The 26,916-nt window shown below is 72.1% G+C and carries 26 protein-coding genes; 2 read left to right on the top strand and 24 right to left on the bottom strand.

The genetic code is table 11. From position 1 onward, the window contains the following. Positions 1–8: 8 nt before the first annotated feature. The 4 genes from ACU4ZT_RS04395 to ACU4ZT_RS04380 form a co-directional block, all read right to left on the bottom strand. Positions 9–1,889: an ABC transporter ATP-binding protein gene (locus ACU4ZT_RS04395; RefSeq protein WP_063071971.1), complete on the bottom strand. Its 1,881-nt coding sequence runs from the start codon at positions 1,887–1,889 to the stop codon at positions 9–11. 123 nt (positions 1,890–2,012) lie between these two features. After that, a complete protein-coding gene (locus ACU4ZT_RS04390; protein WP_063071970.1) occupies positions 2,013–3,002 on the bottom strand; it encodes a carbohydrate ABC transporter permease in 990 nt (329 codons plus the stop codon). Beyond that, positions 2,999–3,970 (bottom strand): carbohydrate ABC transporter permease, encoded by a 972-nt coding sequence (locus ACU4ZT_RS04385; protein WP_063071969.1) that lies wholly within the window; start codon positions 3,968–3,970, stop codon positions 2,999–3,001. Before ACU4ZT_RS04385 ends, ACU4ZT_RS04390 begins: the two co-directional genes overlap by 4 nt. A 113-nt stretch (positions 3,971–4,083) precedes the next feature. After that, entirely contained in the window at positions 4,084–5,445 is a 1,362-nt protein-coding gene (locus tag ACU4ZT_RS04380; RefSeq protein WP_414748263.1) for an ABC transporter substrate-binding protein, read from the bottom strand. A 310-nt stretch (positions 5,446–5,755) separates the two neighbouring features. On the opposite strand from ACU4ZT_RS04380, the gene ACU4ZT_RS04375 reads away from it, so the two are divergent. Further along, positions 5,756–6,775 carry a LacI family DNA-binding transcriptional regulator gene (locus ACU4ZT_RS04375; RefSeq protein WP_445338087.1) on the top strand — a complete coding sequence of 340 codons (1,020 nt, stop codon included), beginning with the start codon at positions 5,756–5,758 and terminating at the stop codon, positions 6,773–6,775. 40 nt (positions 6,776–6,815) lie between these two features. Here ACU4ZT_RS04375 and ACU4ZT_RS04370 read toward each other — a convergent pair whose 3' ends face one another. Both ACU4ZT_RS04370 and ACU4ZT_RS04365 read right to left on the bottom strand, forming a co-directional pair. Beyond that, the gene (locus ACU4ZT_RS04370; protein ID WP_063071966.1) at positions 6,816–8,048 is read right to left on the bottom strand and encodes an MFS transporter; all 1,233 of its coding nucleotides are present in this window, start codon (positions 8,046–8,048) and stop codon (positions 6,816–6,818) included. 93 nt (positions 8,049–8,141) lie between these two features. Beyond that, complete coding sequence (locus tag ACU4ZT_RS04365; RefSeq protein WP_270981868.1) at positions 8,142–8,591, bottom strand: MarR family winged helix-turn-helix transcriptional regulator; 450 nt, start codon at positions 8,589–8,591, stop codon at positions 8,142–8,144. 258 nt (positions 8,592–8,849) lie between these two features. Between ACU4ZT_RS04365 and ACU4ZT_RS04360 the strand changes: the two genes are divergently transcribed. Then, on the top strand, positions 8,850–9,299 hold the full coding sequence (locus tag ACU4ZT_RS04360) for a hypothetical protein (RefSeq protein WP_063071964.1): 450 nt from the start codon (positions 8,850–8,852) through the stop codon (positions 9,297–9,299). 107 nt (positions 9,300–9,406) lie between these two features. Here ACU4ZT_RS04360 and rplL read toward each other — a convergent pair whose 3' ends face one another. The 18 genes from rplL to ftsH all read right to left on the bottom strand — a co-directional run bounded on the left by rplL (position 9,407) and on the right by ftsH (position 26,894). Next, positions 9,407–9,790, bottom strand: coding sequence for a 50S ribosomal protein L7/L12 (rplL, locus tag ACU4ZT_RS04355; RefSeq protein WP_063071963.1), 384 nt, complete (start codon positions 9,788–9,790; stop codon positions 9,407–9,409). A gap of 74 nt (positions 9,791–9,864) precedes the next feature. Next, positions 9,865–10,380 carry a 50S ribosomal protein L10 gene (gene rplJ, locus ACU4ZT_RS04350; protein WP_012037545.1) on the bottom strand — a complete coding sequence of 172 codons (516 nt, stop codon included), beginning with the start codon at positions 10,378–10,380 and terminating at the stop codon, positions 9,865–9,867. A gap of 302 nt (positions 10,381–10,682) precedes the next feature. Next, entirely contained in the window at positions 10,683–11,660 is a 978-nt protein-coding gene (locus ACU4ZT_RS04345) for an aldo/keto reductase (RefSeq protein ID WP_445338083.1), read from the bottom strand. Further along, positions 11,657–12,544 (bottom strand): NAD-dependent epimerase/dehydratase family protein, encoded by an 888-nt coding sequence (locus ACU4ZT_RS04340; protein ID WP_270981871.1) that lies wholly within the window; start codon positions 12,542–12,544, stop codon positions 11,657–11,659. The genes ACU4ZT_RS04345 and ACU4ZT_RS04340 overlap by 4 nt, the downstream gene beginning before the upstream one ends. A 148-nt stretch (positions 12,545–12,692) precedes the next feature. Then, positions 12,693–15,203, bottom strand: a complete 2,511-nt coding sequence (locus ACU4ZT_RS04335; RefSeq protein WP_063071960.1) for an ATP-dependent Clp protease ATP-binding subunit — start codon at positions 15,201–15,203, stop codon at positions 12,693–12,695. 154 nt (positions 15,204–15,357) lie between these two features. Continuing rightward, complete coding sequence (locus tag ACU4ZT_RS04330; protein WP_063071959.1) at positions 15,358–15,540, bottom strand: hypothetical protein; 183 nt, start codon at positions 15,538–15,540, stop codon at positions 15,358–15,360. 21 nt (positions 15,541–15,561) lie between these two features. Continuing rightward, positions 15,562–15,687, bottom strand: a complete 126-nt coding sequence (locus tag ACU4ZT_RS04325) for a hypothetical protein (RefSeq protein ID WP_012037540.1) — start codon at positions 15,685–15,687, stop codon at positions 15,562–15,564. A 6-nt stretch (positions 15,688–15,693) separates the two neighbouring features. Next, positions 15,694–17,241, bottom strand: coding sequence for a lysine--tRNA ligase (gene lysS, locus ACU4ZT_RS04320; RefSeq protein ID WP_414763094.1), 1,548 nt, complete (start codon positions 17,239–17,241; stop codon positions 15,694–15,696). 137 nt (positions 17,242–17,378) lie between these two features. Beyond that, positions 17,379–18,257, bottom strand: a complete 879-nt coding sequence (panC, locus tag ACU4ZT_RS04315) for a pantoate--beta-alanine ligase (RefSeq protein ID WP_445338079.1) — start codon at positions 18,255–18,257, stop codon at positions 17,379–17,381. Positions 18,258–18,299: 42 nt separating this feature from the next. After that, a complete protein-coding gene (locus ACU4ZT_RS04310) occupies positions 18,300–19,061 on the bottom strand; it encodes a Rossmann-like and DUF2520 domain-containing protein (protein ID WP_063071956.1) in 762 nt (253 codons plus the stop codon). Then, positions 19,058–20,824, bottom strand: coding sequence for a PH domain-containing protein (locus ACU4ZT_RS04305; protein ID WP_445338076.1), 1,767 nt, complete (start codon positions 20,822–20,824; stop codon positions 19,058–19,060). Before ACU4ZT_RS04305 ends, ACU4ZT_RS04310 begins: the two co-directional genes overlap by 4 nt. Beyond that, positions 20,821–21,309, bottom strand: coding sequence for a PH domain-containing protein (locus ACU4ZT_RS04300; protein WP_063071124.1), 489 nt, complete (start codon positions 21,307–21,309; stop codon positions 20,821–20,823). The genes ACU4ZT_RS04305 and ACU4ZT_RS04300 overlap by 4 nt, the downstream gene beginning before the upstream one ends. A 33-nt stretch (positions 21,310–21,342) precedes the next feature. Further along, positions 21,343–21,825, bottom strand: coding sequence for a DUF3180 domain-containing protein (locus tag ACU4ZT_RS04295; RefSeq protein ID WP_063071123.1), 483 nt, complete (start codon positions 21,823–21,825; stop codon positions 21,343–21,345). After that, entirely contained in the window at positions 21,822–22,727 is a 906-nt protein-coding gene (gene folK / locus ACU4ZT_RS04290) for a 2-amino-4-hydroxy-6-hydroxymethyldihydropteridine diphosphokinase (RefSeq protein ID WP_414748270.1), read from the bottom strand. The genes ACU4ZT_RS04295 and folK overlap by 4 nt, the downstream gene beginning before the upstream one ends. After that, complete coding sequence (locus ACU4ZT_RS04285) at positions 22,721–23,431, bottom strand: DUF3592 domain-containing protein (RefSeq protein WP_414748271.1); 711 nt, start codon at positions 23,429–23,431, stop codon at positions 22,721–22,723. The genes folK and ACU4ZT_RS04285 overlap by 7 nt, the downstream gene beginning before the upstream one ends. A 4-nt stretch (positions 23,432–23,435) precedes the next feature. After that, positions 23,436–24,302, bottom strand: a complete 867-nt coding sequence (gene folP, locus ACU4ZT_RS04280) for a dihydropteroate synthase (protein ID WP_063071120.1) — start codon at positions 24,300–24,302, stop codon at positions 23,436–23,438. 2 nt (positions 24,303–24,304) lie between these two features. Next, positions 24,305–24,889: a GTP cyclohydrolase I gene (gene folE / locus ACU4ZT_RS04275; RefSeq protein ID WP_063071119.1), complete on the bottom strand. Its 585-nt coding sequence runs from the start codon at positions 24,887–24,889 to the stop codon at positions 24,305–24,307. Positions 24,890–24,893: 4 nt separating this feature from the next. Further along, positions 24,894–26,894: an ATP-dependent zinc metalloprotease FtsH gene (ftsH, locus tag ACU4ZT_RS04270; RefSeq protein ID WP_063071118.1), complete on the bottom strand. Its 2,001-nt coding sequence runs from the start codon at positions 26,892–26,894 to the stop codon at positions 24,894–24,896. Between the last annotated feature and the right edge of the window lie 22 nt (positions 26,895–26,916).

Here is a 26,916-nt window from a genome sequence, read left to right as displayed (position 1 = left end):
AGCGCGGATCAGGCCGCCGCGCTGCGCTGGTCGCTGTAGAGGCGCGCGTACTCGCCGCCACGAGCGAGCAACTCGACGTGCGTGCCCTGCTCGACGATGCGGCCGGCGACGACCACGAAGATCACGTCGGCGTCCACCACGGTCGAGAGCCGGTGCGCGATCGCGATGGTGGTGCGCCCGCGCGACGCCGTGTCGAGCGCCTGCTGCACGACGCGCTCCGAGATGGCGTCGAGCGCGCTGGTGGCCTCGTCGAGGATCAGCACGGCGGGGTCCTTCAGCAGCACGCGCGCGATCGCGATGCGCTGCTTCTCGCCGCCGGAGAGCCGGTAGCCGCGCTCCCCCACGAGCGTCTCGTAGCCGTCGGGGAAGGACTCGATGGTCTGGTGGATGTTCGCCGCCCGGGCCGCCCGCTCGATCTGCTCCTGCGTGGCATCGGGCCGCGCGTAGCGGAGGTTCTCGCCGATGGACGCGTGGAAGAGGTACGTCTCCTGGCTCACGATGCCGATGTTCTCCAGCAGCGACTCCTGCTCGAGCTCGCGCACGTCGGCGTCCGCGAAGAGCACGCGCCCGCCGGTCACGTCGTGGAAGCGCGGGATGAGGTACGACACCGTGGTCTTGCCGGCGCCCGACGGGCCCACGAACGCGGCGAACTGCCCCGGCTCGATCGCGAACGACATTCCGTCGAGCGTCGGCCGCTCGCCCGGTCGCGTGTCGGGGTAGGAGAACCGCACGTCGTCGAACGCGACGCGGCCGATCGCCGGCCCGTCGGCCACGGGACGCGCATCGTGCCGGTCGCGGATCGCGGGCTCGAGGTCGAGGTACTCGAAGATGCGGGCGAACAGCGCGCCGGAGGTCTGCAGGTCGAGCGCCACGCGCATCAGCCCGATGAGCGGCCACATGAGCCGGGCCTGCACGGTCGTGAACGCCACGATCGTGCCGGCGGTGACGCTGACGCCGCCCGTGATGAGGAAGCCCGCGACCACGTAGACGATGGCGGGGATGATCGACAGGAAGATCTGCACGAGCGCGAAGAACCACTGCCCGCTCATCTGCTGGCTCACCTGCAGCCGGATCTGCGTGCGGTTCTCGGCCTCGTAGCGCGCGGTCTCCGCGGCCTGCCGGTTGAAGCTCTTGGAGAGCATGATGCCGGACACCGAGAGCGTCTCCTGCGTGATGGCCGTCATGTCGGAGAGCGACTCCTGCGTCTTCGACGCGATCCGCGCCCGCACCTGGCCGACGCGGCGCTGCGCGATCACCAGCACGGGCATGAGCACGACGGCCACGAGGGTCAGCTGCCAGTTGAGCACGAGCATCGCGACGAGCGCCGCGATCACGGTCACGGTGTTGCCGAGCACGCTCGACACGGTGTTGGTGAGGACGGCCGCGACGCCGCCCACGTCGTTCTGCAGGCGCGACTGGATCACGCCGGTCTTGGTGCGCGTGAAGAAGCCGAGCTCCATGCTCTGCAGGTGGCGGAACAGGTCGACGCGCATGGATCCCATGACCCGGTTGCCGACCGTGGCCGTGAGGTACGTCTGCCAGACACCGAGGCCCGCTCCCGCGACCCAGATGGCGATCATGATGCCGACCAGCTCGACCAGCACGGGGATGTCGGGGCCGCCGGTGGGCGGGAAGAGCCCGCGGTCGAAGGCCTGCTGCGTGAGGAGCGGCGGCACGACCGTGAGGCCGGCGCCGACGAGCACGAGGGCGATCGTGAGGATCAGCGCCCGCCGGTGCGGGCGGAACAGCTCCGCGATCCGGCCCAGCAGGTCCTCCACGCGCGGCGCCTCGGCGTTGGCCTTCCGCTGGGCCTCGGCGTCGGCCGCGCTGACCCGCCCGCGGCGTCCGCCGCCTCCGCGCATCCCGCCGCCCGCGGCGATGTCGCCCATCCTCGTCATTCCGGCGATTTTACGCCGGTGGGGGATCTCCCCCGACCACCGTGCGTCCGGGGGACGACGACGGCCCGGGCGCCCGCGCGTGCGGACGACCGGGCCGGGATCGGCGGACGCGGATCAGCCCTTCGTGGACCCCGCCAGGAGGCCGCGCACGAAGTAGCGCTGCAGGCTGAAGAACACGATGAGCGGCACGATGAGCGACACGAACGCCGCGGCCGTGAGCCGCTGCCAGTCCTGCCCGCGCGTGCCCGTGAGCTCGGCGAGACGCTGGGTGAGCGGTGCCACGTCGGGGGTGCCGCCGGAGAAGATCAGCGCCACCAGCAGGTCGTTCCAGACCCAGAGGAACTGGAAGATCGCGAACGACGCGATGGCCGGGAGCGCCAGCGGCAGCACGATGCGGAAGAAGACCTGGCCGTGGCTCGCGCCGTCGACCCGGGCCGCCTCGATGACCTCGCCCGGGATCTCCGAGATGAAGTTGTGCAGCAGGAAGATCGCGAGCGGCAGCGCGAAGATCGTGTGCGCCACCCACACCGGCAGGTAGCCCTGCTCCGGGATCAACGGGATCACGCCGTGGACCGCCTCCTGGAGCGGGCGGAGCGTGCGCGTGAACATCTGCAGCAGCGGGATGAGCGCCATCTGCAGCGGCACGATCTGCAGCGCGAAGATCACGACGAAGAGCACGTTGGAGCCCTTGAACTTGATCCACGCGAACGCGTACGCGGCCATGGACGCGATCACGAGCGGGAACAGCGTCGCCGGGATCGCGATGGCGAGCGAGTTCACGAAGTAGGAGCCCAGCTGCGGCGACGACTGCGACGTCGAGAGCAGCACGTCCTGGTAGTTGTCGAGCGTGAATCCGGGGTTCTGGAAGATGGTCCACCAGCCGGTGGTCTGGATGAGCCCGGCCGGCCGGAACGACGAGATGAACAGGCCGAAGGTGGGTAGCGTCCAGAGCACCGCGATGATCAGCGCGGCGACCGTGGCCCGCCGGGAGGTGAGGCGGTTCTTGACGCGCCGGCTCTTCGCGCCGACGGAGGCCGCCTGCTCGATGGCGCCGCGGCGGGTCCCCCGGTCGGCGACGGGCAGGTCGGCGGGTGCGACGCTCATCGGATCTCCCTCTGCTTGCTCATGACGCGGACGTTGTAGATGACGATCGGCAGCACCATGAGGAACAGCACGATCGCGAGCGCGGAGCCGCGGCCCTGCTCGCCGGCGCGGAACGCCTGCGTGTACATCTCGTTGGCGATGACGCTCGTCTCGAAGTTGCCCGCCGTCATGGTGCGGACGATGTCGAAGACCTTGAGCGTCGCGATGGAGATGGTGGTGACGACCACGACGAGCGACCCGCGGATGCCCGGCAGCGTCACGTTGAGGAACCTCTCCCACGCGTTGGTGCCGTCGAGCTGCGCGGCCTCGATCTGCTCGGTCGGCACGCCCTTGATGCTCGCGGAGAGCACGACCATGGCGAAGCCCGTCTGGATCCAGATCATGACGACGATGAGCAGGGCCGTGTTGATGGGCGAGGTCTGCAGCCACTGCACGGGCTGCTGCCCGAGCCAGACGAGGATCTGGTTGAGGAGGCCGATCTGCTCGCTGTCGCCCGACTTGTAGTCGTAGACGAAGCGCCAGATGATGCCGGCGCCGACGAACGAGATGGCCATCGGCATGAACACCAGGGCCTTGAAGTACTTCTCGCCGCGGGACTTGTCGATGAAGACCGCGTACGCGAGGCCGATGGCCGTCGACAGCAGCGGGACGAAGACCACCCAGATGACGGTGTTGAGGAGCGTCCGGAGCGCGGACGGCTGGGTGAACATCCAGACGAAGTTGTCCAGGCCGGCCCAGTCGCCGTCGTTGTCGCGGAACGCGAGGAGCGTGGTGCGGAAGGCGGGGTAGATGAGGCCGACGGCCAGGAGGATCAGCGCGGGCAGCACGAACGCGCCGAGCTGGATCCAGTCGCGACCGCGCTTCGGCGCCTTGTCGATGAGGAAGAGGATCAGCCCGATCACCAGCGCGAAGACGGCCAGCGCCGCCACCACCTGGAGGATCTTGCCGATCAGGTCAGCGGTCGTCATGGACGTCTCGCCCTTCGGGTCGGGGTGGATGCGGGGCGGGGCCGCCGCGTGCGCGGCGGCCCCGGGTGTCCGGCGCGGAGGCCGGGTGCCGGTCGGTCAGGACCGGCGGTCGATCAGGACGCGGGCCAGCTCGACTCGATGGCGTCGACCGTCTTCTGGGTCGAGTCGCCGCTCAGCCAGCCGACGATGCCCTTCCAGAAGGAGTCGGTGCCGACCGCGCCGGGCATGAGGTCCGAGCCGTCGAAGCGGAACGTCGCGTTCGGGTCCTGGAGGATCTCGATGCTCTGCTTCAGGATGTCGCTCGACGCGTTCGCCGGGTCGAGCCCCTTGTTCGCGCTGATGACGCCACCCAGCTTCACGCGGTTGTTCGCCCAGGTGTCGCTCGAGAGGTAGGAGAGCACCGCGGTGATCTCGTCGCTCGTCCGGAAGGCGCCGACGAGCTCGCCGCCGCCGGTGACGGTCGTCGCGTCGCCCTCGTTCGTGGGCGGCAGGAGGAAGGCGTAGACGTCGCCGTCGGGCGAGACCTTCGCGTCGGTGCCGTCGGCCTTCTTCCAGAAGCCCTCGTAGAACGAGGCCTGGTGGTGCAGCGAGCACTCGCCCTTCAGGATCGGGAGGCCGGCGTCGCCGAACTCCGTGGAGATGATGGACGAGACGTCGCCCAGTCCGCCGTTGACGTAGTCGGGGTTCTTGATGATGTCGCCGACGCCGTCGAAGGCCTTCACGATCGCGGGGTCGTTGAACGGGATCTGGTGCGTGACCCACTTGTCGTAGGTCTCCGCGCCGGCCTGGCGGATCACGAAGCTCTCGACCCAGTCGGTGCCCGGCCAGCCCGTGGCGTCGCCGGATCCGATGCCGACGCACCAGGGCTTGTGGTCGCCCTCGTCGGCGATCTTCTTGGTGAGGTCCATGAGCTGCGCGGTGGACTTCGGGATCTCGTAGCCCTTCTCCTTGAACTCGCTCGGCGAGTACCAGACGTAGCCCTTGACGCTCGCCATGAGCGGCGCGCCGTAGAAGGTGCCGTCGACGGTGCCGTAGCCCTTCCAGTCGGCGGACCAGTTCTCGTCGACGTTCTCCTCGACCGCCTCGGGGGCCGCCTGGAGGTAGCCCTTCGACGCGAGCACGTTGAACAGGCCGACCTGCGGGATGATCCCGATGTCCGGCGCCGAATTGCCCTCCGCGAGGACCGCGATCTGCGCCTCGAACTCCTTGGTGCCCTGGTAGTTCACGGTGATGCCCGTGCAGGTCTCGAAGTCCTTCCAGGACTCGACGAGGCGGTCGGCCTCGTCGTCCTGGATCGTGCCGCCGATGCTCACGTTGGCTCCGTCGAACGTGCCGTACGACGAGTACGGCGTGCAGTCGGTGTCCGCCTTGTCCTCGGCGGCGATGTCGCCCGTGCAGCCCGTGAGCGCGAGGCCGGCGATGCCGACCGCTGCGAGGGGTGCCGCGAAGCGACGTCGGAATAGGGCGTGGCCCATGTGCGTCTCCTCTTCATCGAGGGATGCGGGCTGACCCGCCGTCCCGTGGTGCAGGCGCCGGCAGGTGGGGCGCCGTCGCCGGAACTCCTTTCCCCCGTATGGGGAACCGGTTCCACAGGTCAACGTAGGGGAGCTCGCAGGTGGCGGCAAGGTGCATCCGATAACGAAACGGTCTACTTCTCGTCCGGCGCGCTGGGCGGAGGACGCCCCGATGGTCCATCATCGGAAGGCGACCCCCCTCCGTCCTGGAACCGCTTCCCGCTCACGCGCGAGGCGGCGGGTCCCTGCGGGACCCGATGGAGGGAGGGCGATGAGCGCCATCATCGACGTCGCCCGGCTGGCCGGGGTCTCCAAGGCCACGGCGTCCCGCGCGCTCAGCGGCCGCGGCTACGTCTCCCCCGCGACGCGCGCCCGCGTCGCGCAGGCCGCCTCCGACATCGGGTACGTCGTCTCCTCGAACGCCTCGAGCCTCGTCACGGGCCAGTCGAAGAACGTCGGCGTCGTGCTGCCCTTCATCAACCGGTGGTTCTTCGCCGAGCTCCTCGAGGGCATCGAGGAGGCGCTGATCGAGGCCGACTACGACCTCACGCTCTACCGCCTCACCGACGACCCGGAGCAGCGCCGCAAGGTGTTCGAGTACTTCCTCGTGCGCAAGCGCGTCGATGCCGTCATCGCGGTGAGCGTCGCCCTCACCGCCGCCGAGGTCGTGCGGCTCCGGTGCCTCGACAAGCCGCTCGTGGGGATCGGCGGACCGGTCGAGGGCATGAGCACGCTGAGCATCGACGACGAGGCAGCGGCCCGGCTCGCGACCGAGCACCTGCTGAGCCTCGGGCATGCGCGGGTCGTGCACCTCGGCGGCGACCTGCACGCGCAGATGGCGTTCTTCGTGCACGTCAAGCGGCTGGCGGGGTACCGGGCGGCGATGGACGCGGATCCGCGCGGCCTGGAGGCCCGCTTCGCGACCGCCGACTTCACCATCGAGGGCGGCTACGTCTCCGCCATGCGGCTGCTCGCCGACCCGCGCACCCGGCCGACCGCGGTGTTCGCGGCCTCGGACGAGATCGCCATCGGCACGATCCTCGCAGCGCGGCAGCTGGGGATCGCCGTGCCGGCCGGGCTCTCGGTCGTGGGCATCGACGGGCACGCGCTCGCCCCGCTGTTCGGGCTCACGACCGTCGAGCAGCACCCGCGGCAGCAGGGGCGGACCGCGGTGGGCATGGTCCTCGAGGGCCTCGCGCCGGCCGGGGCGCCCGAGCGGACCTGCACGATGCCGGTCGACTTCGCCGCGCGCGGCAGCACGACGGCGCCCCCGAGCCCGGCGGCGTCGTAGGCCGGCGGGGTCGGGGGCGCGGACGATCCGCGGAGCGGCGTCAGGCGTCGCCGACCGTGACGGCCTGGGCCTCCTCGAGCGCGTCGACCGGCTGCGCGTCGACGCGGCGGAGCCAGCGGTGGCCGGCCACGACGATCACGAGGGCGACGAGCACGGATCCCGCCGCCGCGTAGTACGGCGCCGCGTCGGAGAAGAGGCGGGCGAGCTCGGTGGCGGCGGGCGGCGCGATGGCACCGCCGAGGAATCGGACCGACGAGTACGCGGACGAGGCGACGCTCCGCGGGTGGTCGGTCGCCTCCATCACGCACTCCGTGAGGACGGTGTTGAGGATCCCCAGCAGGAGCCCGCCGACGACGATGCAGACCACGAGGCCCGCCGCCGAGCGCACGACGAGGCCGGCCGCCGCGAGGTCCACGGCGAGGAGCGGCAGCACGAGCCGGAGGACGGAGGTGCGGGCCATCCGGCGCGTGAGCAGCGGCGCGACGAGCACCGACGTGACGGCGAGGCCCACGCCCCAGCCGAAGAACGTGAGGCCGAGGCCGATGGCGTCGAAGCCGAGCGGGAACGGCGAGTAGGCCAGCAGCACGAAGAAGCCGATGTTGTAGAAGAGCGCGGCGGCGGCGAGCACCGCGAGCGCGGGCGTGCCGAGCGCGCGGAGCGGGGCCGACAAGCGCATGGGCGACCGGGGCGCGGTGTCCTTCCCGAGGAGGGCGGCGATCGCGAGGAAGCCGACGGCCATCAGGGTCGCGGTGCCGAAGAACGGGCCGCGCCAGCTCCAGCTGCCGAGGAGCCCGCCGAGCAGCGGGCCGACCGCGATGCCGAGGCCGAGCGCCGCCTCGTAGAGCACGATGGCCGACGCCGTGCCGCCGGACGCGGATCCGACGATGGTCGCGAGCGCCGTGGAGATGAAGAGCGCGTTGCCGAGGCCCCAGCCGGCGCGGAAGCCGATGACCGACTCCACGTCCTGCGAGAGGCCGGCGGCGGCGGCGAAGACGACGATGATCGCCAGGCCGATGAGCAGGGTGCGCTTGGCGCCGATGCGGCTGGAGATCCAGCTGGTGATGAGCATCGCGAGCCCGGTCACGAGCAGGTAGCTCGTGAAGAGCAGCTCGGTCTCGGTCGCGGTGGCGTCGAGGCTCTCGGCGATGGCGGGGAGGATCGGGTCGACGAGGCCGATGCCCATGAACGCGATGACGCACGCGAACGCGACGGCGAAGACGGAACGGGGCTGGCGGAAGATGTCGCGGAACGACGCGTGCTGCTGGGTGGACACGGGTGCGGTGTCGCCTCCTGGATTCGATGCGGATGGATGGGTGACGGCGCGCGGGCGCGCCGCCGATGCCCGGCCTGCGGTGCGGGCGGGCGGTCAGCCGTCGGCCGGCGCGCGGTCCACGCGAGCCAGCACGAGCTCGACGGCCCGCGCGATCACGGCCACGTCGTCGGCCGGGAGGTCGGCGAAGCGGGGCACGAGGGCCGTGGCGAGGCGGTCGCGCCAGTCGTCCAGCGCGGCCTCCCCCGCCGGTGTGATCTCGAGGAGCGTCGCGCGGGCGTCGGAGGGGTCCGTCACCTGCGCGATCCACCCCTTGTCGACGAGCGACCGCACGATCCTGGTCGTGGTCGGCTGCGCCACCCGGCTGCGCTCGGCGAGCACGCCGAGGCGCATCCCGCCCGGCCAGCTGACGAGCACGGAGAGCGTGCGCCAGACGGCGGGCGAGCTCGTCCCGCCGACCTCGTGCGCCGCGAGTCGCGTGAGCCGGTGGCCGGCCGTGACGAGGTCGCCGAGGAGGGCGCGCAGGTCGGGCTCGTTCGTGGGCATGCGTCAACTATATAGCTGCGCTATGCGAATGTCGACCCGGGCGCGACGGACGGGGGTGGACCGCTCGCGAGACCGACGGATCGTGCAGGATGGGGCGCCATCACCCCGTCGAGACGCACGCGGAAGGCTGCCATGGGACTGTTCGGACTGTTGACCGGATCACGAGAGGACCGGCCGGGCCGGTCGAGGAGGAGCCAGCGCCCCTCGCCCTGGCCCACGTCCCCCACCCGCAGCGGCACGGCACCGGACGGCGCGGGCGTGCCCCTCCCCGGGGAGGCTGACGGACCGGCCGCCGCCGCGCCCGGGAGCAACGAGGCGGCCATCGCGCAGAACGCGCGCATCGCGGCGCAGATCTACCGCGACGACTACGAGGTGCCGCTCGACTTCTCCCGTGCCTCGCTCGCGCGCGTGGACGAGATCCTCGGCCGCTTCCACGACTCCCGCACGAAGCTCCCGACGCCGTTCGGCCGCCTCACCGGGTACTACGTCTCCGAGGTCGCGCGCAAGGAGTTCGGCGGCGGGTACTTCGTCATCGACGAGGAGCCCGGCTCCATCCTGGTCATCGGCCCGCCGGAGCACGGCGTGATCTACCACGCCTACGACAAGGTCTTCGGACGCGTGCAGAACGGCCCCGAGGACGACCTCACGTTCTTCCACGACGGCATCCCGGACACGCTGCGCCGCCCCGGAGGCGGGCACCTGGTCTGACACCGCCCGCCGCTCACGGACGCCGGCCGTCACGTGGCCCGGGAACGACGCAGGGCGCCGACCCCCTGAGGGGATCGGCGCCCTGAGCGCTCAAGCGGTGGTACGAGCTACTTGACGGAGACCGTCGCGCCCGCGGCCTCGAGCTGGGCCTTCGCCTTGTCGGCGGCCTCCTTGTTGGCACCCTCCAGGACGGGCTTGGGGGCTCCGTCGACGAGGGCCTTCGCCTCACCGAGGCCGAGGCTGGTGAGGGCGCGCACCTCCTTGATGACCTGGATCTTCTTGTCGCCGGCGGCCTCGAGGATGACGTCGAAGGACGTCTTCTCCTCGACCTCCTCCGCGGGGGCAGCGGCGCCGGGGGCGGCGGCAGCGGCGACGGGCGCCGCGGCGGTGACCTCGAAGACCTCCTCGAACTTCTTGACGAAGTCGCTGAGCTCGATGAGCGTGAGCTCCTTGAAGGCCTCGATGAGCTCGTCGTTAGAGAGCTTTGCCATGGTGATTCTCCTTGGGTTGGTGTGGTGTCTGGTGGATCAGTGCATCGCGCCCCGGGGATGGGACCCGAGGGGTGCTACTGAGCCGATTCCTGCTTCTCGCGCAGCGCCTCGACGGTGCGTACGGCCTGCGAGAGCGGTGCGTTGAACAGGTACGCCGCGCCGAAGAGCGAGGCCTTGAAGGCGCCGGCGAGCTTGCCCAGCAGCACCTCCCGCGACTCGAGGTCGGCGAGCTTGTTCACCTCGTCCGCCGTCAGGGGGTTGCCGTCGAAGTAACCGCCCTTCACGACGAGAAGAGGGTTGGCCTTGGTGAAGGTGCGCAGCGCCTTCGCGACGGCGACGGTGTCGCCGTGCACGAACGCGATCGCGGACGGGCCGACGAGCTCGTCGTCGAACGACGAGATCCCCGCCTGGTTCGCCGCGATCTTGGTCAGCGTGTTCTTCACCACGGCGTAGGTCGCGTCTGCACTGATGCTCTTCCGCAGCTGCTTGAGCTGGGCAACGGTGAGACCGCGGTACTCGGTGAGCAGTACGGCGTTCGAGCTGCGGAACTTCTCCGCGAGCTCGGCGACCGAGGCTTCCTTGTTCGCCATGGCACTCCTTATCACGTGGTTCCCCGACACCGCGGAAGCGGGGCGGGGTGCTGGCAGCCCCCGGCTGCACACATGAAAAAGGCTCCGGCACAGGAGGCCGGAGCGGGAGTGACGCGCAGCCCCGAGGGACATGCGCTGCATCGTGCTTCGATCACCTGCGCGGGCCTTCACCTGAGTGAACCTTCGTTCAGCGCATCCCCTCGCGGAGGCACGCCGACGACCAGCGGTCTGTGGCTCCGCTCAGAGTAGGTGACGGAGGACCGCCCGCGCAAGTCGGCGGGCGCGGGCGGTCCTGGATGCGGCTAGTAGCCGACCACCGCGTGCGGCACGTAGTGCTCCTCGAGGAGGGCCACCTCGTCGTCCGTCAGCTCGAGATCGAGCGAGGCCACGGCGTCCTCGATGTGCGACACCCGGGTGCCGCCCACGATGGGCGCGGTCACCACGGGGTTCCGGGACACCCACGCGAGCGCGACCTGCGCGCGCGGCACCCCGCGCGCCTCGGCGACCTCCGCCACGGCGGCGGCGACCCGGCGGTCCGAGTCCTCCTGCGCGGCGTAGAGCGTCTTCCCGAACTCGTCGGTCGCGCTCCGGTCGGTCGTCGCGTCCCAGTCGCGGGTGAGGCGGCCGCGGGCGAGCGGGCTCCACGGCAGGGATCCGACGCCCTCGTCGGCGCAGAGGGGCAGCATCTCGCGCTCCTCCTCGCGGTTCACGAGGTTGTAGTGGTCCTGCATCGTGACGAACCGCGCCCAGCCGTGCTGCCGCTGCAGGTGCAACGCCTTCGAGAAGCGCCAGGCGTCCATCGACGAGGCGCCGAGGTAGCGCACCTTGCCGGCGCGCACGAGGTCGTCGAGCGCCTCGAGCGTCTCCTCGAGCGGCGTGGCGGGGTCGAAGCGGTGGATCTGGTACAGGTCCACGTAGTCGGTGCCGAGCCGGCGGAGGCTCTCGTCGATCTGCCACATGATGTGCTTCCGCGACAGCCCGCGGGAGTTCGGCCCCTCCCCCATGGCGCCGTGCACCTTGGTGGCGATGACCACCTCCTCGCGCCGCGTGAGCTCCGTGAGGGCGCGGCCCGTGATCTCCTCGCTCGACCCGTCGGAGTACACGTTCGCGGTGTCGAAGAAGGTGATCCCGAGCTCGACGGCGCGGCGGATGAGCGGCCGCGAGTCCTCCTCCGAGAGCGTCCACGCGTGGCCGCCGCGCGTCGGCTCGCCGTAGCTCATGCAGCCCAGCGCGATGGCCGAGACCTCGGTGCCGGTGCTCCCGAGCTTTACGTACCTCACGACGGGTGCCCCGCGACCGGGTCGTCGCCCGTGGTGGCCGGCGCGTGATCGCGCCAGGTGTGCTCGGGCTCGTAGCCGAGGATCCGGCGGGCCTTGTCGATGGAGAGCAGCGTCTCGTGCTCACCCAGCTCCTTGCGCACCTCGACGCCCGGGAAGACCTCGGCGGCGAGCTCCGCGGAGGAGCGGCTCATCACGGTGTCGGCGTTCGCGATGACGAAGCGGTCGAAGCCGGTGCCGTCGTGGTCGAGCGCTCGGCGCACCGCCTGCGCGCCGTCGCGGCCGTCGATGTAGCCCCACAGGTTCCACTTGCGGGCGAGCGCGTCGTCGTCGTAGCCCGGGAACGCGTCGTAGTCGTCGACGTCCATGACGTTCGAGAAGCGGAGCGCGGTGACCTGCAGCTCCGGATCCCAGCGGCACAGCTCGATGGCCATCTGCTCCTCGAGGTGCTTCACGAGCGAGTAGGTGCTGTTCGGCTGCGCCGGGTACTCCTCGTCGACGGGGATGTAGGGCGGCGGCACGTCGAACGGCAGGCCGAGCACGGTCTCGCTGGACGCGTAGACGATCTTCCGGATGCCCGCCCGGCGCGCGGCCTGGAAGACGTTGAAGCTCGTGAGCATGTTGTTGTGGAACGTGGCCACGTCGCTCAGGATCGCGGGGGCCGGGATCGCGGCGAGGTGCACGATCGCGTCGAACCCGTCGTGCAGGTCCTGGACGCCGAAGAGCGCGTCCACCACCTGCCCGTAGTCGGTGGTGTCGACGCGGACGTAGCCGGACCCGCGCTCCCCCACCTGGTCGATGTTGGTGACTTCGTGTCCGTGGGCGCGCAGGTCGGCCACGACGTGGCGGCCGAGCTTCCCCGAGCCTCCGGTGACGGCAATTCTCATCGGCGAGCATCTCCTTCGTGGGGCGGTTCCGCCCCCGTCCATCCTGGACCCGGGCGCGCGGTGGCGACAGCGGCTCCGGTGACCCGCGGACACGGCGACGGCCCGCCGTCCCCTCGCGGGGACGACGGGCCGTCGTGGTCGTGCGGTGCTAGTCGCTCGTGATGGCGAGGTCCGGGGTGCCGGGTCCGGTGCCGATGCCGGCCGCGACCGGGAGCCCCTCGCGCTGCGTGGTGAGGAACGTGAACACGCCGTCCACGTAGTCCACGTGCACGTGGTCGCCCGCGTTGAGCTCGCCCTGCAGGATGCGCTCCGACAGGCGGTCCTCGATCTCGTGCTGCACGGCGCGGCGCAGGGGCCGGGCGCCGAGCGACGGGTCGAAGCCGACCTCGATGAGGCGCTCCTTCGCGGCGGCCTCGAGCGTGATCGTGAGGTCGCGGTCCATCATGCGGTCCGACAGGCGCTTCACGAACAGGTCGACGATCTGGAGCAGCTCGGGCTTCGACAGCTGCGGGAACACGATGGTGTCGTCCACGCGGTTGAGGAACTCGGGCTTGAAGTTCTTCTTCAGCTCCTCGCTGACCTTGCCCTTCATGCGCTCGTAGGAGTTCGCGGCGTTGTTCTCGACCTGGAACCCGACCGGGGCGCCCGTGATGTCCTTGGTGCCGAGGTTGGTGGTCATGATGATGACCGTGTTCTTGAAGTCGACCACGCGCCCCTGGCCATCCGTCAGGCGTCCCTCCTCCAGGATCTGGAGCAGCGAGTTGAAGATGTCCGGGTGGGCCTTCTCGATCTCGTCGAAGAGCACCACGGAGAACGGCTTGCGGCGCACCTTCTCGGTGAGCTGGCCGCCCTCCTCGAAGCCGACGAATCCGGGAGGGGCGCCGAAGAGGCGGCTCACGGTGTGCTTCTCGCCGTACTCGCTCATGTCGAGCGAGATGAGGGCGTCCTCGTCGTCGAACAGGAACTCGGCCAGGGCCTTCGCGAGCTCCGTCTTGCCGACGCCCGTGGGGCCGGCGAAGATGAACGATCCCGACGGACGACGCGGGTCCTTGAGGCCGGCGCGGGTGCGGCGGATGGTCTTGGAGAGGGCCGAGATGGCCTCCTCCTGGCCGATGACCCGCTGGTGCAGGGCCTTCTCCATGAAGACGAGCCGCGAGGACTCCTCCTCCGTGAGCTTGAACACCGGGATGCCGGTGGCCTGCGCCAGCACCTCGGCGATCAGGCCCTCGTCGACCTCGGCCGTGGTGCGGACGTCGCCCGAGCGCCACTGCTTCTCGAGGCGGAGGCGCTCGCCGAGGAGGTTCTTCTCCTCGTCGCGCAGGCTCGCGGCCTTCTCGAAGTCCTGGTCCTCGATGGCGGTCTCCTTGGCCACGCGGACCACGGAGATCTTCTCGTCGAACTCGCGGAGCTCCGGCGGGGCCGAGAGGATCGAGAGGCGCAGGCGCGCGCCGGCCTCGTCGATCAGGTCGATGGCCTTGTCCGGCAGGAAGCGGTCGGCGATGTAGCGGTCGGCGAGGTTCGCCGCCGAGACGATGGCGCCGTCGGTGATGGACACCTTGTGGAACGCCTCGTACTTGTCGCGCAGGCCCTTGAGGATGTTGATCGTGTGCGGCAGCGAGGGCTCCTGCACCTGGATCGGCTGGAAGCGGCGCTCGAGGGCCGCGTCCTTCTCGAAGTGCTTGCGGTACTCGTCGAGCGTGGTGGCGCCGATGGTCTGCAGCTCGCCGCGCGCGAGGAGCGGCTTGAGGATGCTGGCCGCGTCGATCGCGCCCTCGGCGGCACCCGCGCCGACGAGGGTGTGGATCTCGTCGATGAAGGTGATGATGTCGCCGCGCGTGCGGATCTCCTTGGTGACCTTCTTGAGGCGCTCCTCGAAGTCGCCGCGGTAGCGGGACCCGGCGATGAGCGAGCCGAGGTCGAGCGTGTAGAGCTGCTTGTCCTTCAGCGTCTCCGGGACATCGCCCTTGACGATGGCCTGCGCCAGGCCCTCGACGACGGCGGTCTTGCCGACACCGGGCTCGCCGATGAGGACGGGGTTGTTCTTGGAGCGGCGCGACAGGATCTGCATCACGCGCTCGATCTCCTTCTCGCGCCCGATGACGGGGTCGAGCTTGCCGTCGCGCGCTGCCTGGGTGAGGTTGCGGCCGAACTGGTCGAGGACCGTGGAGCCCGCCTGCTGGCTCTGCTGGGCCTCGCCGCCGACGGCGACCGCCTCCTTGCCCTGGTATCCGGACAGGAGCTGGATGACCTGCTGGCGCACGCGGTTGAGGTCGGCGCCGAGCTTGACGAGGACCTGGGCGGCGACGCCCTCGCCCTCGCGGATGAGCCCGAGCAGGATGTGCTCGGTGCCGATGTAGTTGTGGCCGAGCTGGAGGGCCTCGCGGAGCGACAGCTCCAGGACCTTCTTGGCGCGCGGCGTGAACGGGATGTGACCCGTGGGCTGCTGCTGGCCCTGGCCGATGATGTCCTGGACCTGTTCGCGGACGGCATCGAGGGAGATGCCGAGCGACTCCAGGGCCTTGGCGGCCACGCCTTCGCCCTCGTGGATGAGGCCGAGCAGGATGTGCTCGGTCCCGATGTAGTTGTGGTTGAGCATCTTGGCCTCTTCTTGGGCCAGGACGACGACGCGACGAGCGCGGTCGGTGAATCTCTCGAACATCTGTATCTCCCTGGGCACCGGGGCAGGGGGCCGGCGCCGATATGTAGAGAGTAACGACGGGTTCGACGGGTGCATGCCCCTGTTCGCCGTGGGCGTGACGCGATGCGCGAGGCGGCGGATCGGGTGCGGGCAGCGAGGCCCGGAGCGGGATCCGCTAGCGGTCGGCCTCGGGCGCGGGAACGCCCATGCGGGCGCGCTCCTTCGCCTCGATGGCGGCGTAGGCCTTGCGCTCCTGCTTGTCCGCCTGGATGACGGCCCGCATGATGAACCAGAAGATCAGGCCCACGCCGAGCGTGGGGAGGATCGACCAGATCGCGCTCGCCCAGAAATCATCCATGCGAGAAGGATACGCCGCGCTCTAGGTGAGGATGCCGTAGACGCCCTGGCCGATCATGACGACGGCGATGCCGCCGACGATGATCCAGAGCGCATAGCGCGCGGTGGTGGGCTTCTTCGGGTTCGAGCCGTCGGGTCCTAAGGGCATGGTCGCCTACTTCACTAGGGGGAACAGGATGGTCTCGCGGATGCCGAGGCCGGTGATGGCCATGAGGAGCCGGTCGACCCCCATGCCCATGCCGCCCGACGGCGGCATGCCGTGCTCGAGCGCGCGGAGGAACTCCTCGTCGAGCGGCATGGCCTCGTCGTCGCCGCGCGCCGACTGGCGGGCCTGGTCGACGAAGCGCTCGCGCTGCACGACGGGATCCACGAGCTCGGAGTAGCCGGTGGCCAGCTCGAAGCCGCGGATGTAGAGGTCCCACTTCTCCACGACGCCCTCGATGGAGCGGTGCGCGCGCGTGAGCGGCGACGTCTCCACGGGGAAGTCGAGCACGAAGGTGGGGCGCTCGAGGCCGCCCTTCACGAAGTGCTCCCAGAGCTCCTCGACGAGCTTGCCGTGCGTGCTGAGCGGCACGACGACGCCCTCGCGGTCGGCGATGGCCTGCAGCTCGTCGACGGTGGTGGCGGGCGTGACCTCGACGCCGGCGGCCTCGCTCAGGGAGCCGTACATGGAGATGCGGTCCCACTCGCCGCCGAGGTCGTACTCGGTGCCGTCGGCCCACGTGACGACGTGGCTGCCGGCGACGGCCATGGCCGCGTCCTGCACGAGGGTCTGCGTGAGCTCGGCGATGGAGGTGTAGTCGCCGTACGCCTCATACGCCTCGAGCATCGCGAACTCGGGGCTGTGCGTGGAGTCGGCGCCCTCGTTGCGGAAGTTGCGGTTGATCTCGAACACGCGGTCGATGCCGCCGACGACCGCGCGCTTGAGGTACAGCTCGGGCGCGATGCGGAGGTACATCTCGGTGTCGAAAGCGTTGGAGTGCGTGACGAACGGGCGGGCGGAGGCGCCGCCGTGCATCACCTGCAGCATGGGCGTCTCGACCTCGACGTAGCCGCGCTGGCGGAACGTCTCGCGCATGGATGCGTTGACCTTCGCGCGGTCGAGGACGTTCTTGCGCGCCTGGTCGCGCACGATGAGGTCGAGGTAGCGGCTGCGCACGCGGGTCTCGTCGGAGAGCTCGGAGTGGAGGTTGGGCAGGGGCAGCAGGGCCTTGGCGGCGATGCGCCACTCCGTCGCCATGATCGACAGCTCGCCCTTGCGGCTCGCGATGACGCGGCCGCCCACGAAGACGTGGTCGCCCAGGTCGACGAGCTCCTTCCACGCGGCGAGCGCGTCCTCGCCGACCTCGGCCAGCGAGATCATGGCCTGGATGCGCGTGCCGTCGCCCGCCTGGAGCGTGGCGAAGCAGAGCTTGCCGGTGTTGCGGAAGTGGACGACGCGGCCGGCGATGCCGACCACGTGGTCGGTCTCGACGCCGGGCTCGAGGTGGCCGAACTCCGCGCGGACCGCCGGGATGGTGGTGGTGACGGGGACCTGCACGGGGTACGCGCCGCCGCCGGGGCCGCCCTCGGCCTCGAGGCGCGCGCGCTTCGCGAGGCGCACGGCCTTCTGCTCGGCGATGTCCTCGGCGATGTCCTCGGCGGACTCCTCCACGGCGGCGGGCGTGGCGGTGGTCGCGGGTGTTCCGGGGCTGTCGGTCATGTGCGGGCGGATCCTCGCGGGTCGAAGGGGCGTGCGGCCGAACGGCCTCCCGTCGATTCTCGCAGGTGCGGACGCGGGCCGGGCACGGTCGCGCCGACGGACGGGAGGCGGTCGCGCCGGGAGGCCGGCGTCGCCGCTCAGGCGATGACGACGGTCTCGTTGTCGATGAGGCGCGTGGTGCCGACGCGGGCGGCGATGACGGCGAGCGCGGCACCGGAGAAGCCGTCGTCGACCGTCTCGAAGGTCGTCGGATCCACCACCTGGAAGTAGTCGAGCGTGACGGCGGGCTCCCCCATGACCACGGACTGGGCGGCGGCGATGACGGCGTCGATGCCGCGGGACCCCGCGCTCTGCGCCGCCTCGAGGGCGGCGGGGATGACGCGGGCGGCGCGGCGCTCGCGCTCGTCGAGGTAGCGGTTGCGGCTGGAGAGGGCGAGGCCGTCGGGCTCGCGCACGGTCTCCAGCTCCTCGATGCGCACCGGCATGTCGAGGTCGCGCACCATGCGCCGCACGAGGTGGAGCTGCTGCGCGTCCTTGCGGCCGAAGGTGGCGACGTCCGGCGCGACGATGTGCAGGAGCTTCGCGACGACGGTGAGCATGCCGTCGAAGTGGCCCGGCCGGGAGCGGCCCTCGAGCGAGAGCGCGACGGATCCGCCCGAGACGCGGATGCGCCCGGGGCCGTCCGGGTACATCTCGGCGGCCGACGGGGCGAACACCAGGTCGACGCCGGTGGCGGCGAGCGCCTCGACGTCGGCGTCGAGGGTGCGCGGGTAGGCGTCGAGGTCCTCCCCCGCGCCGAACTGCAGGGGGTTGACGAAGACGGAGACGACCACGAGGGATCCGGCCGCGCGCGCGTGGCGGGCGTGCGCCAGGTGGCCCTCGTGCAGCGCCCCCATGGTGGGGACGAGCACGACGACGGCCTCCTCGCCGGCGGCGGCGCGCTCGGCGCGGTGCGCGCGGACCAGGGCGCGCAGCTCGGCGATGCCGGTGACGACGGTGGGCGCGGGGATCGTCATGCCGTGGTGCTCCTCGGGTGCTCGGGACGCGGACACGACAGGTTAGTCCGCGCCGAGGCCCTCGTCCGTCGGCGGAGGCACGTCGCCCGTGGTGAGGCGCGCGCCGCCGGATGGGGAGGAGCGGCGGAGGGCGTCGTCGACGGCCGAGCGGATCAGCGGGCCGAGCACGCGCCCGGGCTCCTCGACGCCGATGCCCGCGAGGAGGCCCGTCGCCTGGTCGACGATGGCGGTCGAGAACGTGGTGGCCGTGGCGATGGCCTCGGCGTAGGCCGCGCGGTCCCGCTCCTCCACGACGACCGGCTCGCCGCCCATCTCCACCACGAGCACCTGCGCGATGGGGAGCACGGGCGCGGGCGCGGTGACGGCGAACCAGCTGTCGAGCATCCGGCTGAGGTCCATGCTCGTGCCGGTGAACGACATGGCCGGGTGGATGGCGAGCGGGATGATTCCGGCGGCGAAGGCCGGGGCGAGCACCTGGATCCCGTGCCCGGCGGAGGTGTGCATGACGAGCTGGCCCGCCTGCCACGCGCCCGTCGCGGCGAGGCCGGAGACGAGGCCCGGGAGCTCGGCGTCGGGGACGGCGAGGATCACGAGCTCGCTGCGCTCGACGATCTCGGGGATCTCCAGCACGGGCACGTCCGGGAGCATCGCCTCGGCGCGTTCGCGGCTCGCCTCGGAGACCGCGGAGATGCCCGTGATCGCGTGGCCGGCGCCCGCGAGCGCGAGGCCGAGCACGGGGCCGACGCGGCCGGCGCCGATGATGCCGACGCCGAGGCGGCCGGAGCGCTGGGAGGGGGCGGTCATGCGGGGTCCTCGGGGGTGGATCGGTGGCGCGGGGTGACGGGGGCGTCCTCCGGGGCGGGCGGCTCCGGGGCCGGCGGCTCCGAGGCGGGCGGCCCCGCGGCGGGCGGCCCCGCGGCGGGCGTCCCCGCGGCGGGCGTCCCCGCGGCGGCCACCGCGGACCCGGGTGCCGGCCAGCTCGCGGCCTCGGCGCCCCAGCGGTCGGACGTGTCCGCACCCGCCGAGGCGACGGCCGCCGCGACGAGCCGGGTCGACAGCTCCATCCCCGTGACGCGGTCGATGGCGCCGAGGCGCGTGTCCACGGGACCCGCGACGGTCGCCGCGCGCACCGAGACCAGGTCGAGCCGGCGGTCGATCGGCCCCTGGGTGAGGTCGACGCCCTGCGTGCGGGCGTGCGGCACCACGATCAGGCGGCGCCAGATCACGCCGCGGCGCACGAGGAACGCCGAGTCGTCCACGGCGAAGCCCGTGCGGCGCCAGGAGAACGGCTTGAGGATCCAGGCCCGGCGCGGCGAGGTCGTGAACCCGTCGTCCGTGCCACCGCGCCCGGTCATGCCCGTGCCGATCAGCGCGAGCGCGTCCTCCCCCACGAGGTGCGGGAGCACGAGGCCGAGCACGCGGTCGACGTCGCGGCGGTCGCCGACCGGGAGGATCGACGTGTTCTGCTGTCCGGCGGCGCCCGGCGCGGAGGAGTGCGAGGCGCGCGTGATGCGGATCTCCCACCAGCCGGCCGCGCGCCAGAGCAGCGGCTGCACGACCTCGACCGCGTGGATGCGGCCGGGCGGGATCGTGTCGTTGCTCGTGGACAGCAGGCCGAAGCCGACGCGCACGCCGTCGGGCGTGCCGGCGACGCTGTAGCGGAGCGAGCGGGTGATGCGGCGGACGAAGAAGCCCGCGGATCCGATCAGGGTCGGCAGCAGCGGCACGAGCAGGTACCAGGCCTCGAAGCGGACGATCAGCGGGATGCCGACGACCACGAAGAGCACGAGCACGACCGTGGGGCCGGAGAGCAGGACCGCGCCGATCAGCCGCGGGATCGGGATGCGCACGACCGACTGCGGCGGCGCGACGTCGGGATCCAGCTCGGGCGCGAGGAGGTCGTCGACGCGCGAGCCGACGAACCCGCGGGCGGGAGCGGCGGCGCGGGCGGGCGATCCGGCCGCCTCGGCGCGCGCACCCGACGCGAGCCGCAGGACGCGCAGCCGGAACGCGTCGGCGTCGCGCGAGCGGAGGTACTGCAGCGGCAGGTTGGCGTCGTTGCCCGCGACCTGGATCTCCAGCTTGGCCGCGCCGATGAGCCGCGGCAGGAGCGGCCGCACGATGTTGACGCCCTGGATCCGGTCGAGCCGCGCCCGCCGGTTCGTGCGCGACAGGATGCCGCTGCGGACCTCGACGGTCTCCTCCGTCACGCGGAACGTGTGCAGGCGCCACGACAGGTACGAGATGCCGACCGCGAGCAGGGTGAAGGCGAGGAGGCCGAGGATCACCCAGATCAGGGCGCCCGACTCGACGAGCCACGGGAGGAGGTCGCCCTCGCCGCCGCCGTCGTCCTGGCCGGGCACGAAGCGCTCCACGAGCTGCTCGCGGAGGGACGAGACGAGGAAGCCGATCGCGACGAGGAACACGACGCCGCCGCGGAGGACCGGCGTGGCGGGGTGGAGGCGGTGCCAGCCGCCGTCGGTGAGCTCCTCGGCGATGCGGGCCTCGACGGCGGGGACGGGGTCGGCGCCGGGGCGCGCGGGATCCGCGGACCCGGCGTCGGTCACAGCCCCGCCCGGCGGGTCTCGGCGAGCGACACGAGGCGGTCGCGGAGCTCCTCCGCGTCGTCGTTCCGGAGGCCGGGGATCTGGATGCTCGCCGACGCCGCCGCGGTCACGAGCTTGAGGTCGGCGAGACCCAGGACGCGACCGACCGGGCCCCGCGTGATGTCGACGAGCTGCATCCGGCCGTACGGCACCGCGACGATGCGGGTCCACATGATGCCGCGGCGGAAGACCAGGTCGTCGTCGCGCAGCTGGTAGCCCATGGCGCGCACGCGGCGCGGCACGATGACCAGGGTCACCACCAGCTCGACCGCCGCGGCGGCGCCGAGCACGATGCGGAGCCAGCCCGGCGCTCCGACGACGGTCAGGAACACGGCCACCCCGCCGAGGACGAGCGCGGTGATCACGCCGCCCACCAGCTCGACGCCGACCAGACGCGGGGAGACGCGGCGCCACTCGACGCCGTGCGGATCGACGTTCGCGGTCACTGTGCTCCTATCGGTGGGGCGGGGCGGCGCGTCTCAGGAGAGCTCGCGCGCCGGGTCGCCCGGACGGGCGTCGTCGCCGTCGTCGGGCGGGACCGTGCACCACTGCTCGGCGACCAGCCCGGCGACGAGGAGGACGACGGCTCCCACCGTACCGGCCACCGCCAGCCCGACGGAGGACGCGCCGGGCAGCACCGGTCGCGCCAGCACGAAGGCCAGCGCTCCCCCGGTGATCCCGGCGAGCAGCGCCCCCGCGAGCGCGGACGCCTTGGCGAGCAGCACCACGCGCGTGGCGCGGAACGGGTCGACGCGGCCGGGGCGTCGTCCGCGGGTCGTCTGTCGGATGGGCCAGGCGAGCGCGAGCAGCACGATCCCGACGATGAGGAGCGTCGCGCCGAGCGTCAGCGGCGGGACGAGGAGCGGCCGCCCGCTCATGACGAGGGCGTTCTCGACGAACCAGCCGACGGCGGCGCCCGCGATGAGCAGGGCGATGAGCGTCGTGGAGCGGGTGCGCGTCATCGGGTCGCCTCCGCGGGCGCGGGATCGGGCGCGGGATCGGGCGCCTCGAGCGCGGCGAGCAGGGCGTCGACCCGGCCGTGACCCGGCAGCTCGGCCTCGGGATCCCCCTGGAGCCACGGCCCGAGGACGAAGGCGCGCTCGGCGGCGCGCGGGTGCGGGACCGTGAGGCGGTCGTCGTGGATCCGCGCGTCGCCGAACGCGACGATGTCGAGGTCGATCGTGCGGTCGCCCCAGCGCTCGGCGCGCACGCGGCCGAGATCCCGCTCGATGCCCGCGAGCGCGTCGAGGAGGGCATGCGGGCCGAGCGCGGAGTCGACGAGGACGACGCCGTTGAGGTATCCGGGCTTGGTCGCGTCCTCCCCCGCGGGCGTGACGGCCACGGACTCCACGAGGTCGGAGGAGCGGACGACGCGGAGCCCGGGCACCTCGTCGATGCGGGCGACGGCGGCCTCGATGGTGGCGCGCCGGTCGCCGAGGTTGGATCCCACCGCCACGACCGCGCCCACGGGCACGCCCGGCGCGGGCAGCGTCGAGCCGCGCTCGATCACGACGGCCACGTCGCCGAACGGCACGGTGATCGGGGCGTCCGGCTTGTGCACGGTCACGCGCACCCACCGGGCCACGGCGTGCGCGAGGACCACCGCCGCGATCCGCTCGGCCAGCGTCTCGATGAGGTCGACGGGATCGCGCCCGGCCGCCTCCGCGACCTCCTCCGCGAGCTCGCCGTAGTGGAGGGTGTGGTCGAGCTCGTCGCTGCCGCCGGCGGGGGCGAGGTCGAGCGCGACCTCGAGGTCGATCACGAACGGCTGGCCGTCGCGCCGCTCGTGCGCGAACACGCCGTGGTGGGCGTGCACGCGCAGGCCCGTGAGCAGGATGCGGTCGGTCGGGAGCCCGGTCACCATGAGCGGCCCACGACGATGGACGGCAGGTCGCCCGGGTCGGTCGGGTCGTACCAGAGCGGGAGCTTGCCGCCGACGGCGGGCAGGAGCCGGTCGGCGGTCGTGACGGTGCGCGTGACGTGGTGGTCGCGGCCGTCTTCGTCGGTGAAGGCGACCGTGAGGCGGGCGCGGACGGCGTCGCCGGATCCGTCGAGGCGCTGCACGGCCGTGACGATCGCGGCGGTGCGGCGACCCGTCTCGGTGACGCGACGGGCGGTCTGGGCGAGGCGCGCGACGCGGCGCTGCACGACGGCCCAGGCGACGGCGGCGGCGATGCCGAGCACCGCGAGCACGGCGGCCACGAGCCCGAGGGCGCCTCGGGATCCGTCGCCGTCGCGCGCACCGGGCGCGAAGGCCAGCGCCCCGACGAGCCCGAGGGCGGTGCCGAGCATGGCCACCGCGACAGGCCAGAGCACGGCGCCGACGGTGGTGAGCACGGGCGACAGGAGCACGACGGACGCGTACGCGCTGCCGAGCGCGCCGAGGAGCCCGAGGACGACGGCGACGACCTTGATCACGACGACGACCGCGCCGGCGTCGGCGCCCAGGTCGGCGGGGAACGTGAGGCCGACGCCGAGCACGACCGAGGAGACGAGCGCGGCGACCGCGACGCGGACGAGGCCCGCCTGCGGGGAGACGACGACTCGGTCCTGGCTCACGGCGCTCATGCTCCTACTCTGACAGACCGGCGACGGCGGATGCCCCGGCCGATGCGGCGGCGTCGGCCCGCCCGCGCGCCCAGGCGTCCTCGACCGCGAGCGCGGCGCGGGTGGAGGCGACGTCGTGCACGCGCACCGCCCAGGCGCCGGCCCGAGCGGACAGCGCACTGACCACCGCGGTCGGCACGTCGCGGTCCTCGACGGCCGCGTCGGCGGGCAGCAGCCGGCCGAGGAACCGCTTGCGGGAGGCGCCCACGAGCACGCGGTGGCCGAGGTCGGCGAGCCGGTGGAGGGATCCGAGGAGCTGCCAGTCGTGCGCGGCCTCCTTCGCGAAGCCGAGGCCGGGGTCGAGCACGATGCGCGCGGGATCCACTCCCGCCGTCACGAGGGCGTCGACGCGTGCCCGCAGCTCGTCTCGCACCTCGCCCACGACGTCGGCGTAGGTGGCGCGCGTCGCCATCGTGTCGCTGTGGCCGCGCCAGTGCATGGCCACGTAGTCGACGCCGGCGTCGGCGACCACGGCGGCCATGCGCGGATCCGCGAGGCCGCCGGACACGTCGTTGACGATCCGGGCACCGGCGGCGACCGAGGCCTCCGCGGTGGCCGCGCGCATGGTGTCGACGCTCACGACGACGCCCTCGGCGACGAGCGCGCGGACGACCGGCAGCACGCGGGCCCGCTCCTCGTCGGCGTCGACGCGGGCGGCGCCGGGCCGCGTGGACTCGCCGCCCACGTCGACGACGTCCGCGCCTGCGGCGACCATGCGCCGGGCGTGCGCGAGCGCGTCGTCGAGGCCGAGGTGGCGGCCGCCGTCGCTGAAGGAGTCGGGGGTGGCGTTGAGGATCCCGAGCACGAGGGGACGGACGCGCTGCGGATCCACGCTCAGCCCCGTCCGCCCGGGCCGGGCAGGAGGGCCAGCACCTCGGCGCGCGCCGACGGCTCCGCGAGCGACCCGCGGGCCGCGATCGTGATGGTGGTGCTGCCCGCCTGCCGGGTGCCGCGCGCGGTGACGCACCCGTGCGTGGCGTCGAGGATCACGGCGACGCCGCGGGCGCCGAGGCCCCGCTCGAGCGCCTCCGCGATCTGCTCGCCCAGCCGCTCCTGCATCTGCGGACGGGAGGCGAGGTCGTCGACCACGCGCGGCAGGCGGCCCAGCCCGACGATCCGCTCCCCCGGCACGTAGGCCAGGTGCGCGACGCCCGTGAACGGCAGCAGGTGGTGCTCGCAGATGGAGCGGAACGCGAGCCCCGTGACGATGACGGGCTGCGGCGCCGCGTCCGTCTCCGGCAGCGGGAACGTCTCCCGCAGGTGCCGGAGCGGATCCGTCCCGACCCCCGCGAAGAACTCCGCGTACGCCTCCGCTACCCGCGCCGGCGTGGTCGCGAGACCCTCCCGGCCCGGGTCCTCGCCGATCGCGTGGATCAGCTCGGTGACGGCCGCCTCGATGCGCGCCCGATCGACGCCCACCGGATCAGGCCGTCGCGGGGCGCGGGAAGGGCGAGCGCTTCGGCTTGCCGGCCGGCGGCTCCGAGTCCACGGCGCCATCGACGACGCCCTGGTCGATGGGCGCCTTCTGCGGCATGGGCACGGGAGGCAGGTCCGACAGCGGGCGCTTGTCGCTCGAGAGCCACTGCGGGCGCGGCGCGAGCTTCTTCACGTCGGCGAAGATCTCGGCCAGCCGCGTGTGGTCGAGCGTCTCCTTCTCGAGGAGCTCGGTCGCGAGGCGGTCGAGCACGTCGCGGTTGTCGTTGATGACCTGCCACGCCTCGTCGTGGGCGCCGTCGAGGAGCGCGCGCACCTCGGCGTCGACCGTCAGGGCCATGTCCTCCGAGTAGTCGCGGCTGCCGCCGAGGTCGCGCCCGAGGAACGGCTCGCCGGAGCTGGAGCCGAGCTTCACGGATCCGACCTTGGCGCTCATGCCGTACTCGGTGACCATGCGGCGGGCCGTGGACGTGGCCTTCTCGATGTCGTTCGAGGCGCCCGTGGTGGGGTCGTGGAACACGATCTCCTCCGCGACGCGGCCGCCCATGGCGTAGGTGAGCTGGTCGAGCAGCTCGTTGCGGGTGACCGAGTACTTGTCCTCGAGCGGCAGCACCATCGTGTAGCCGAGGGCGCGGCCGCGGGGGAGGATCGTGACCTTGGTGACGGGATCCGTGTTGTTCATGGCCGCCGCCGCGAGCGCGTGACCGCCCTCGTGGTACGCGGTGATGAGCTTCTCGTGGTCGCGCATGATGCGGCTGCGGCGCTGCGGGCCGGCCATGACGCGGTCGACGGCCTCGTCGAGCGCGCGGTCGTCGATGAGCTGCGCGTTCGAGCGGGCCGTGAGGAGCGCGGCCTCGTTGAGGACGTTCGCGAGGTCGGCGCCCGTGAAGCCCGGCGTCTTGCGCGCGAGGACCTCGAGGTCGACGCCCGAGGCGAGCGGCTTGCCGCGCCCGTGCACCTCGAGGATCTGCTTGCGGCCCTGCAGGTCGGGGGCGTCGACGCCGATCTGGCGGTCGAAGCGGCCGGGGCGCAGGAGCGCGGGGTCGAGCACGTCGGGCCGGTTGGTGGCCGCGATGAGGATGACGTTGGTCTTGACGTCGAAGCCGTCCATCTCCACCAGGAGCTGGTTGAGGGTCTGCTCGCGCTCGTCGTTGCCGCCGCCCACGCCGGCACCGCGGTGGCGGCCGACCGCGTCGATCTCGTCGACGAAGATGATGGCCGGCGCGTTCTGCTTGGCCTGCTCGAAGAGGTCGCGCACGCGGCTCGCGCCGACGCCCACGAACATCTCGACGAAGTCGGATCCGGAGATGGAGTAGAAGGGCACGCCGGCCTCGCCCGCGACGGCGCGCGCGAGCAGGGTCTTGCCGGTGCCGGGAGGGCCGTACAGGAGCACGCCCTTGGGGATGCGGGCGCCCACGGCCTGGAACTTCGCGGGCTCCTTGAGGAAGTCCTTGATCTCCTCCAGCTCCTCGATGGCCTCATCCGACCCGGCGACGTCGGCGAACGTCACCTTCGGGGAGTCCTTGGAGGCGAGCTTCGCCTTCGACTTGCCGAACTGCATGACGCGGTTCCCGCCGCCCTGCATGCCGGAGAACATGATCCAGATGAAGAACCCGATGAGCAGGAGCGGCAGCAGGATGCTGAACGCCGACAGGAGCCAGCTCGGCTGCGGCACCTGGTCGTCGAAGCCCTCGGACGGGTTCGCGGACGTGATGGCGGAGACGATCTCGCCGCCGCGCTGCGCGACGTAGTTGAACTGCACCATGGTGCCGTTCTCGCCGTCCGGGTTCGCGAGCGTGAGGTCGACCCGCTGCTCGCCGTCGATGATCTTGGCGGAGGCGACCTTGCCGTCCTGGATCAGCTCGAGGCCGTGCTGCGTGGTGATGGTCTTGTAGCCGGACCCGGTGATGAGGGTGAAGCCGACCGTGACCACGACGATGGCGAGGACCACGATGAGGATCGGGCTGCGGAGGATTTTCTTGAAGTTCATGAGTCTCGGGCGCGGGCCCGGC

The organism is Clavibacter davisi (assembly GCF_052751415.1).
This window is presented reverse-complemented; position numbering and strand designations above follow the sequence as displayed.

Coding starts and splice junctions, on each gene's coding strand:
- ACU4ZT_RS04395 (WP_063071971.1), bottom strand. CDS start 1,889: ATGGGCGACATCGCCGCGGGCGGCGGGATGCGCGGAGGCGGCGGACGC.
- ACU4ZT_RS04390 (WP_063071970.1), bottom strand. CDS start 3,002: ATGAGCGTCGCACCCGCCGACCTGCCCGTCGCCGACCGGGGGACCCGC.
- ACU4ZT_RS04385 (WP_063071969.1), bottom strand. CDS start 3,970: ATGACGACCGCTGACCTGATCGGCAAGATCCTCCAGGTGGTGGCGGCG.
- ACU4ZT_RS04380 (WP_414748263.1), bottom strand. CDS start 5,445: ATGGGCCACGCCCTATTCCGACGTCGCTTCGCGGCACCCCTCGCAGCG.
- ACU4ZT_RS04375 (WP_445338087.1), top strand. CDS start 5,756: ATGAGCGCCATCATCGACGTCGCCCGGCTGGCCGGGGTCTCCAAGGCC.
- ACU4ZT_RS04365 (WP_270981868.1), bottom strand. CDS start 8,591: ATGCCCACGAACGAGCCCGACCTGCGCGCCCTCCTCGGCGACCTCGTC.
- rplL (WP_063071963.1), bottom strand. CDS start 9,790: ATGGCAAAGCTCTCTAACGACGAGCTCATCGAGGCCTTCAAGGAGCTC.
- rplJ (WP_012037545.1), bottom strand. CDS start 10,380: ATGGCGAACAAGGAAGCCTCGGTCGCCGAGCTCGCGGAGAAGTTCCGC.
- ACU4ZT_RS04340 (WP_270981871.1), bottom strand. CDS start 12,544: ATGAGAATTGCCGTCACCGGAGGCTCGGGGAAGCTCGGCCGCCACGTC.
- ACU4ZT_RS04335 (WP_063071960.1), bottom strand. CDS start 15,203: ATGTTCGAGAGATTCACCGACCGCGCTCGTCGCGTCGTCGTCCTGGCC.
- ACU4ZT_RS04330 (WP_063071959.1), bottom strand. CDS start 15,540: ATGGATGATTTCTGGGCGAGCGCGATCTGGTCGATCCTCCCCACGCTC.
- ACU4ZT_RS04325 (WP_012037540.1), bottom strand. CDS start 15,687: ATGCCCTTAGGACCCGACGGCTCGAACCCGAAGAAGCCCACCACCGCG.
- lysS (WP_414763094.1), bottom strand. CDS start 17,241: ATGACCGACAGCCCCGGAACACCCGCGACCACCGCCACGCCCGCCGCC.
- panC (WP_445338079.1), bottom strand. CDS start 18,257: ATGACGATCCCCGCGCCCACCGTCGTCACCGGCATCGCCGAGCTGCGC.
- ACU4ZT_RS04310 (WP_063071956.1), bottom strand. CDS start 19,061: ATGACCGCCCCCTCCCAGCGCTCCGGCCGCCTCGGCGTCGGCATCATC.
- ACU4ZT_RS04295 (WP_063071123.1), bottom strand. CDS start 21,825: ATGACGCGCACCCGCTCCACGACGCTCATCGCCCTGCTCATCGCGGGC.
- folK (WP_414748270.1), bottom strand. CDS start 22,727: ATGGTGACCGGGCTCCCGACCGACCGCATCCTGCTCACGGGCCTGCGC.
- ACU4ZT_RS04285 (WP_414748271.1), bottom strand. CDS start 23,431: ATGAGCGCCGTGAGCCAGGACCGAGTCGTCGTCTCCCCGCAGGCGGGC.
- ftsH (WP_063071118.1), bottom strand. CDS start 26,894: ATGAACTTCAAGAAAATCCTCCGCAGCCCGATCCTCATCGTGGTCCTC.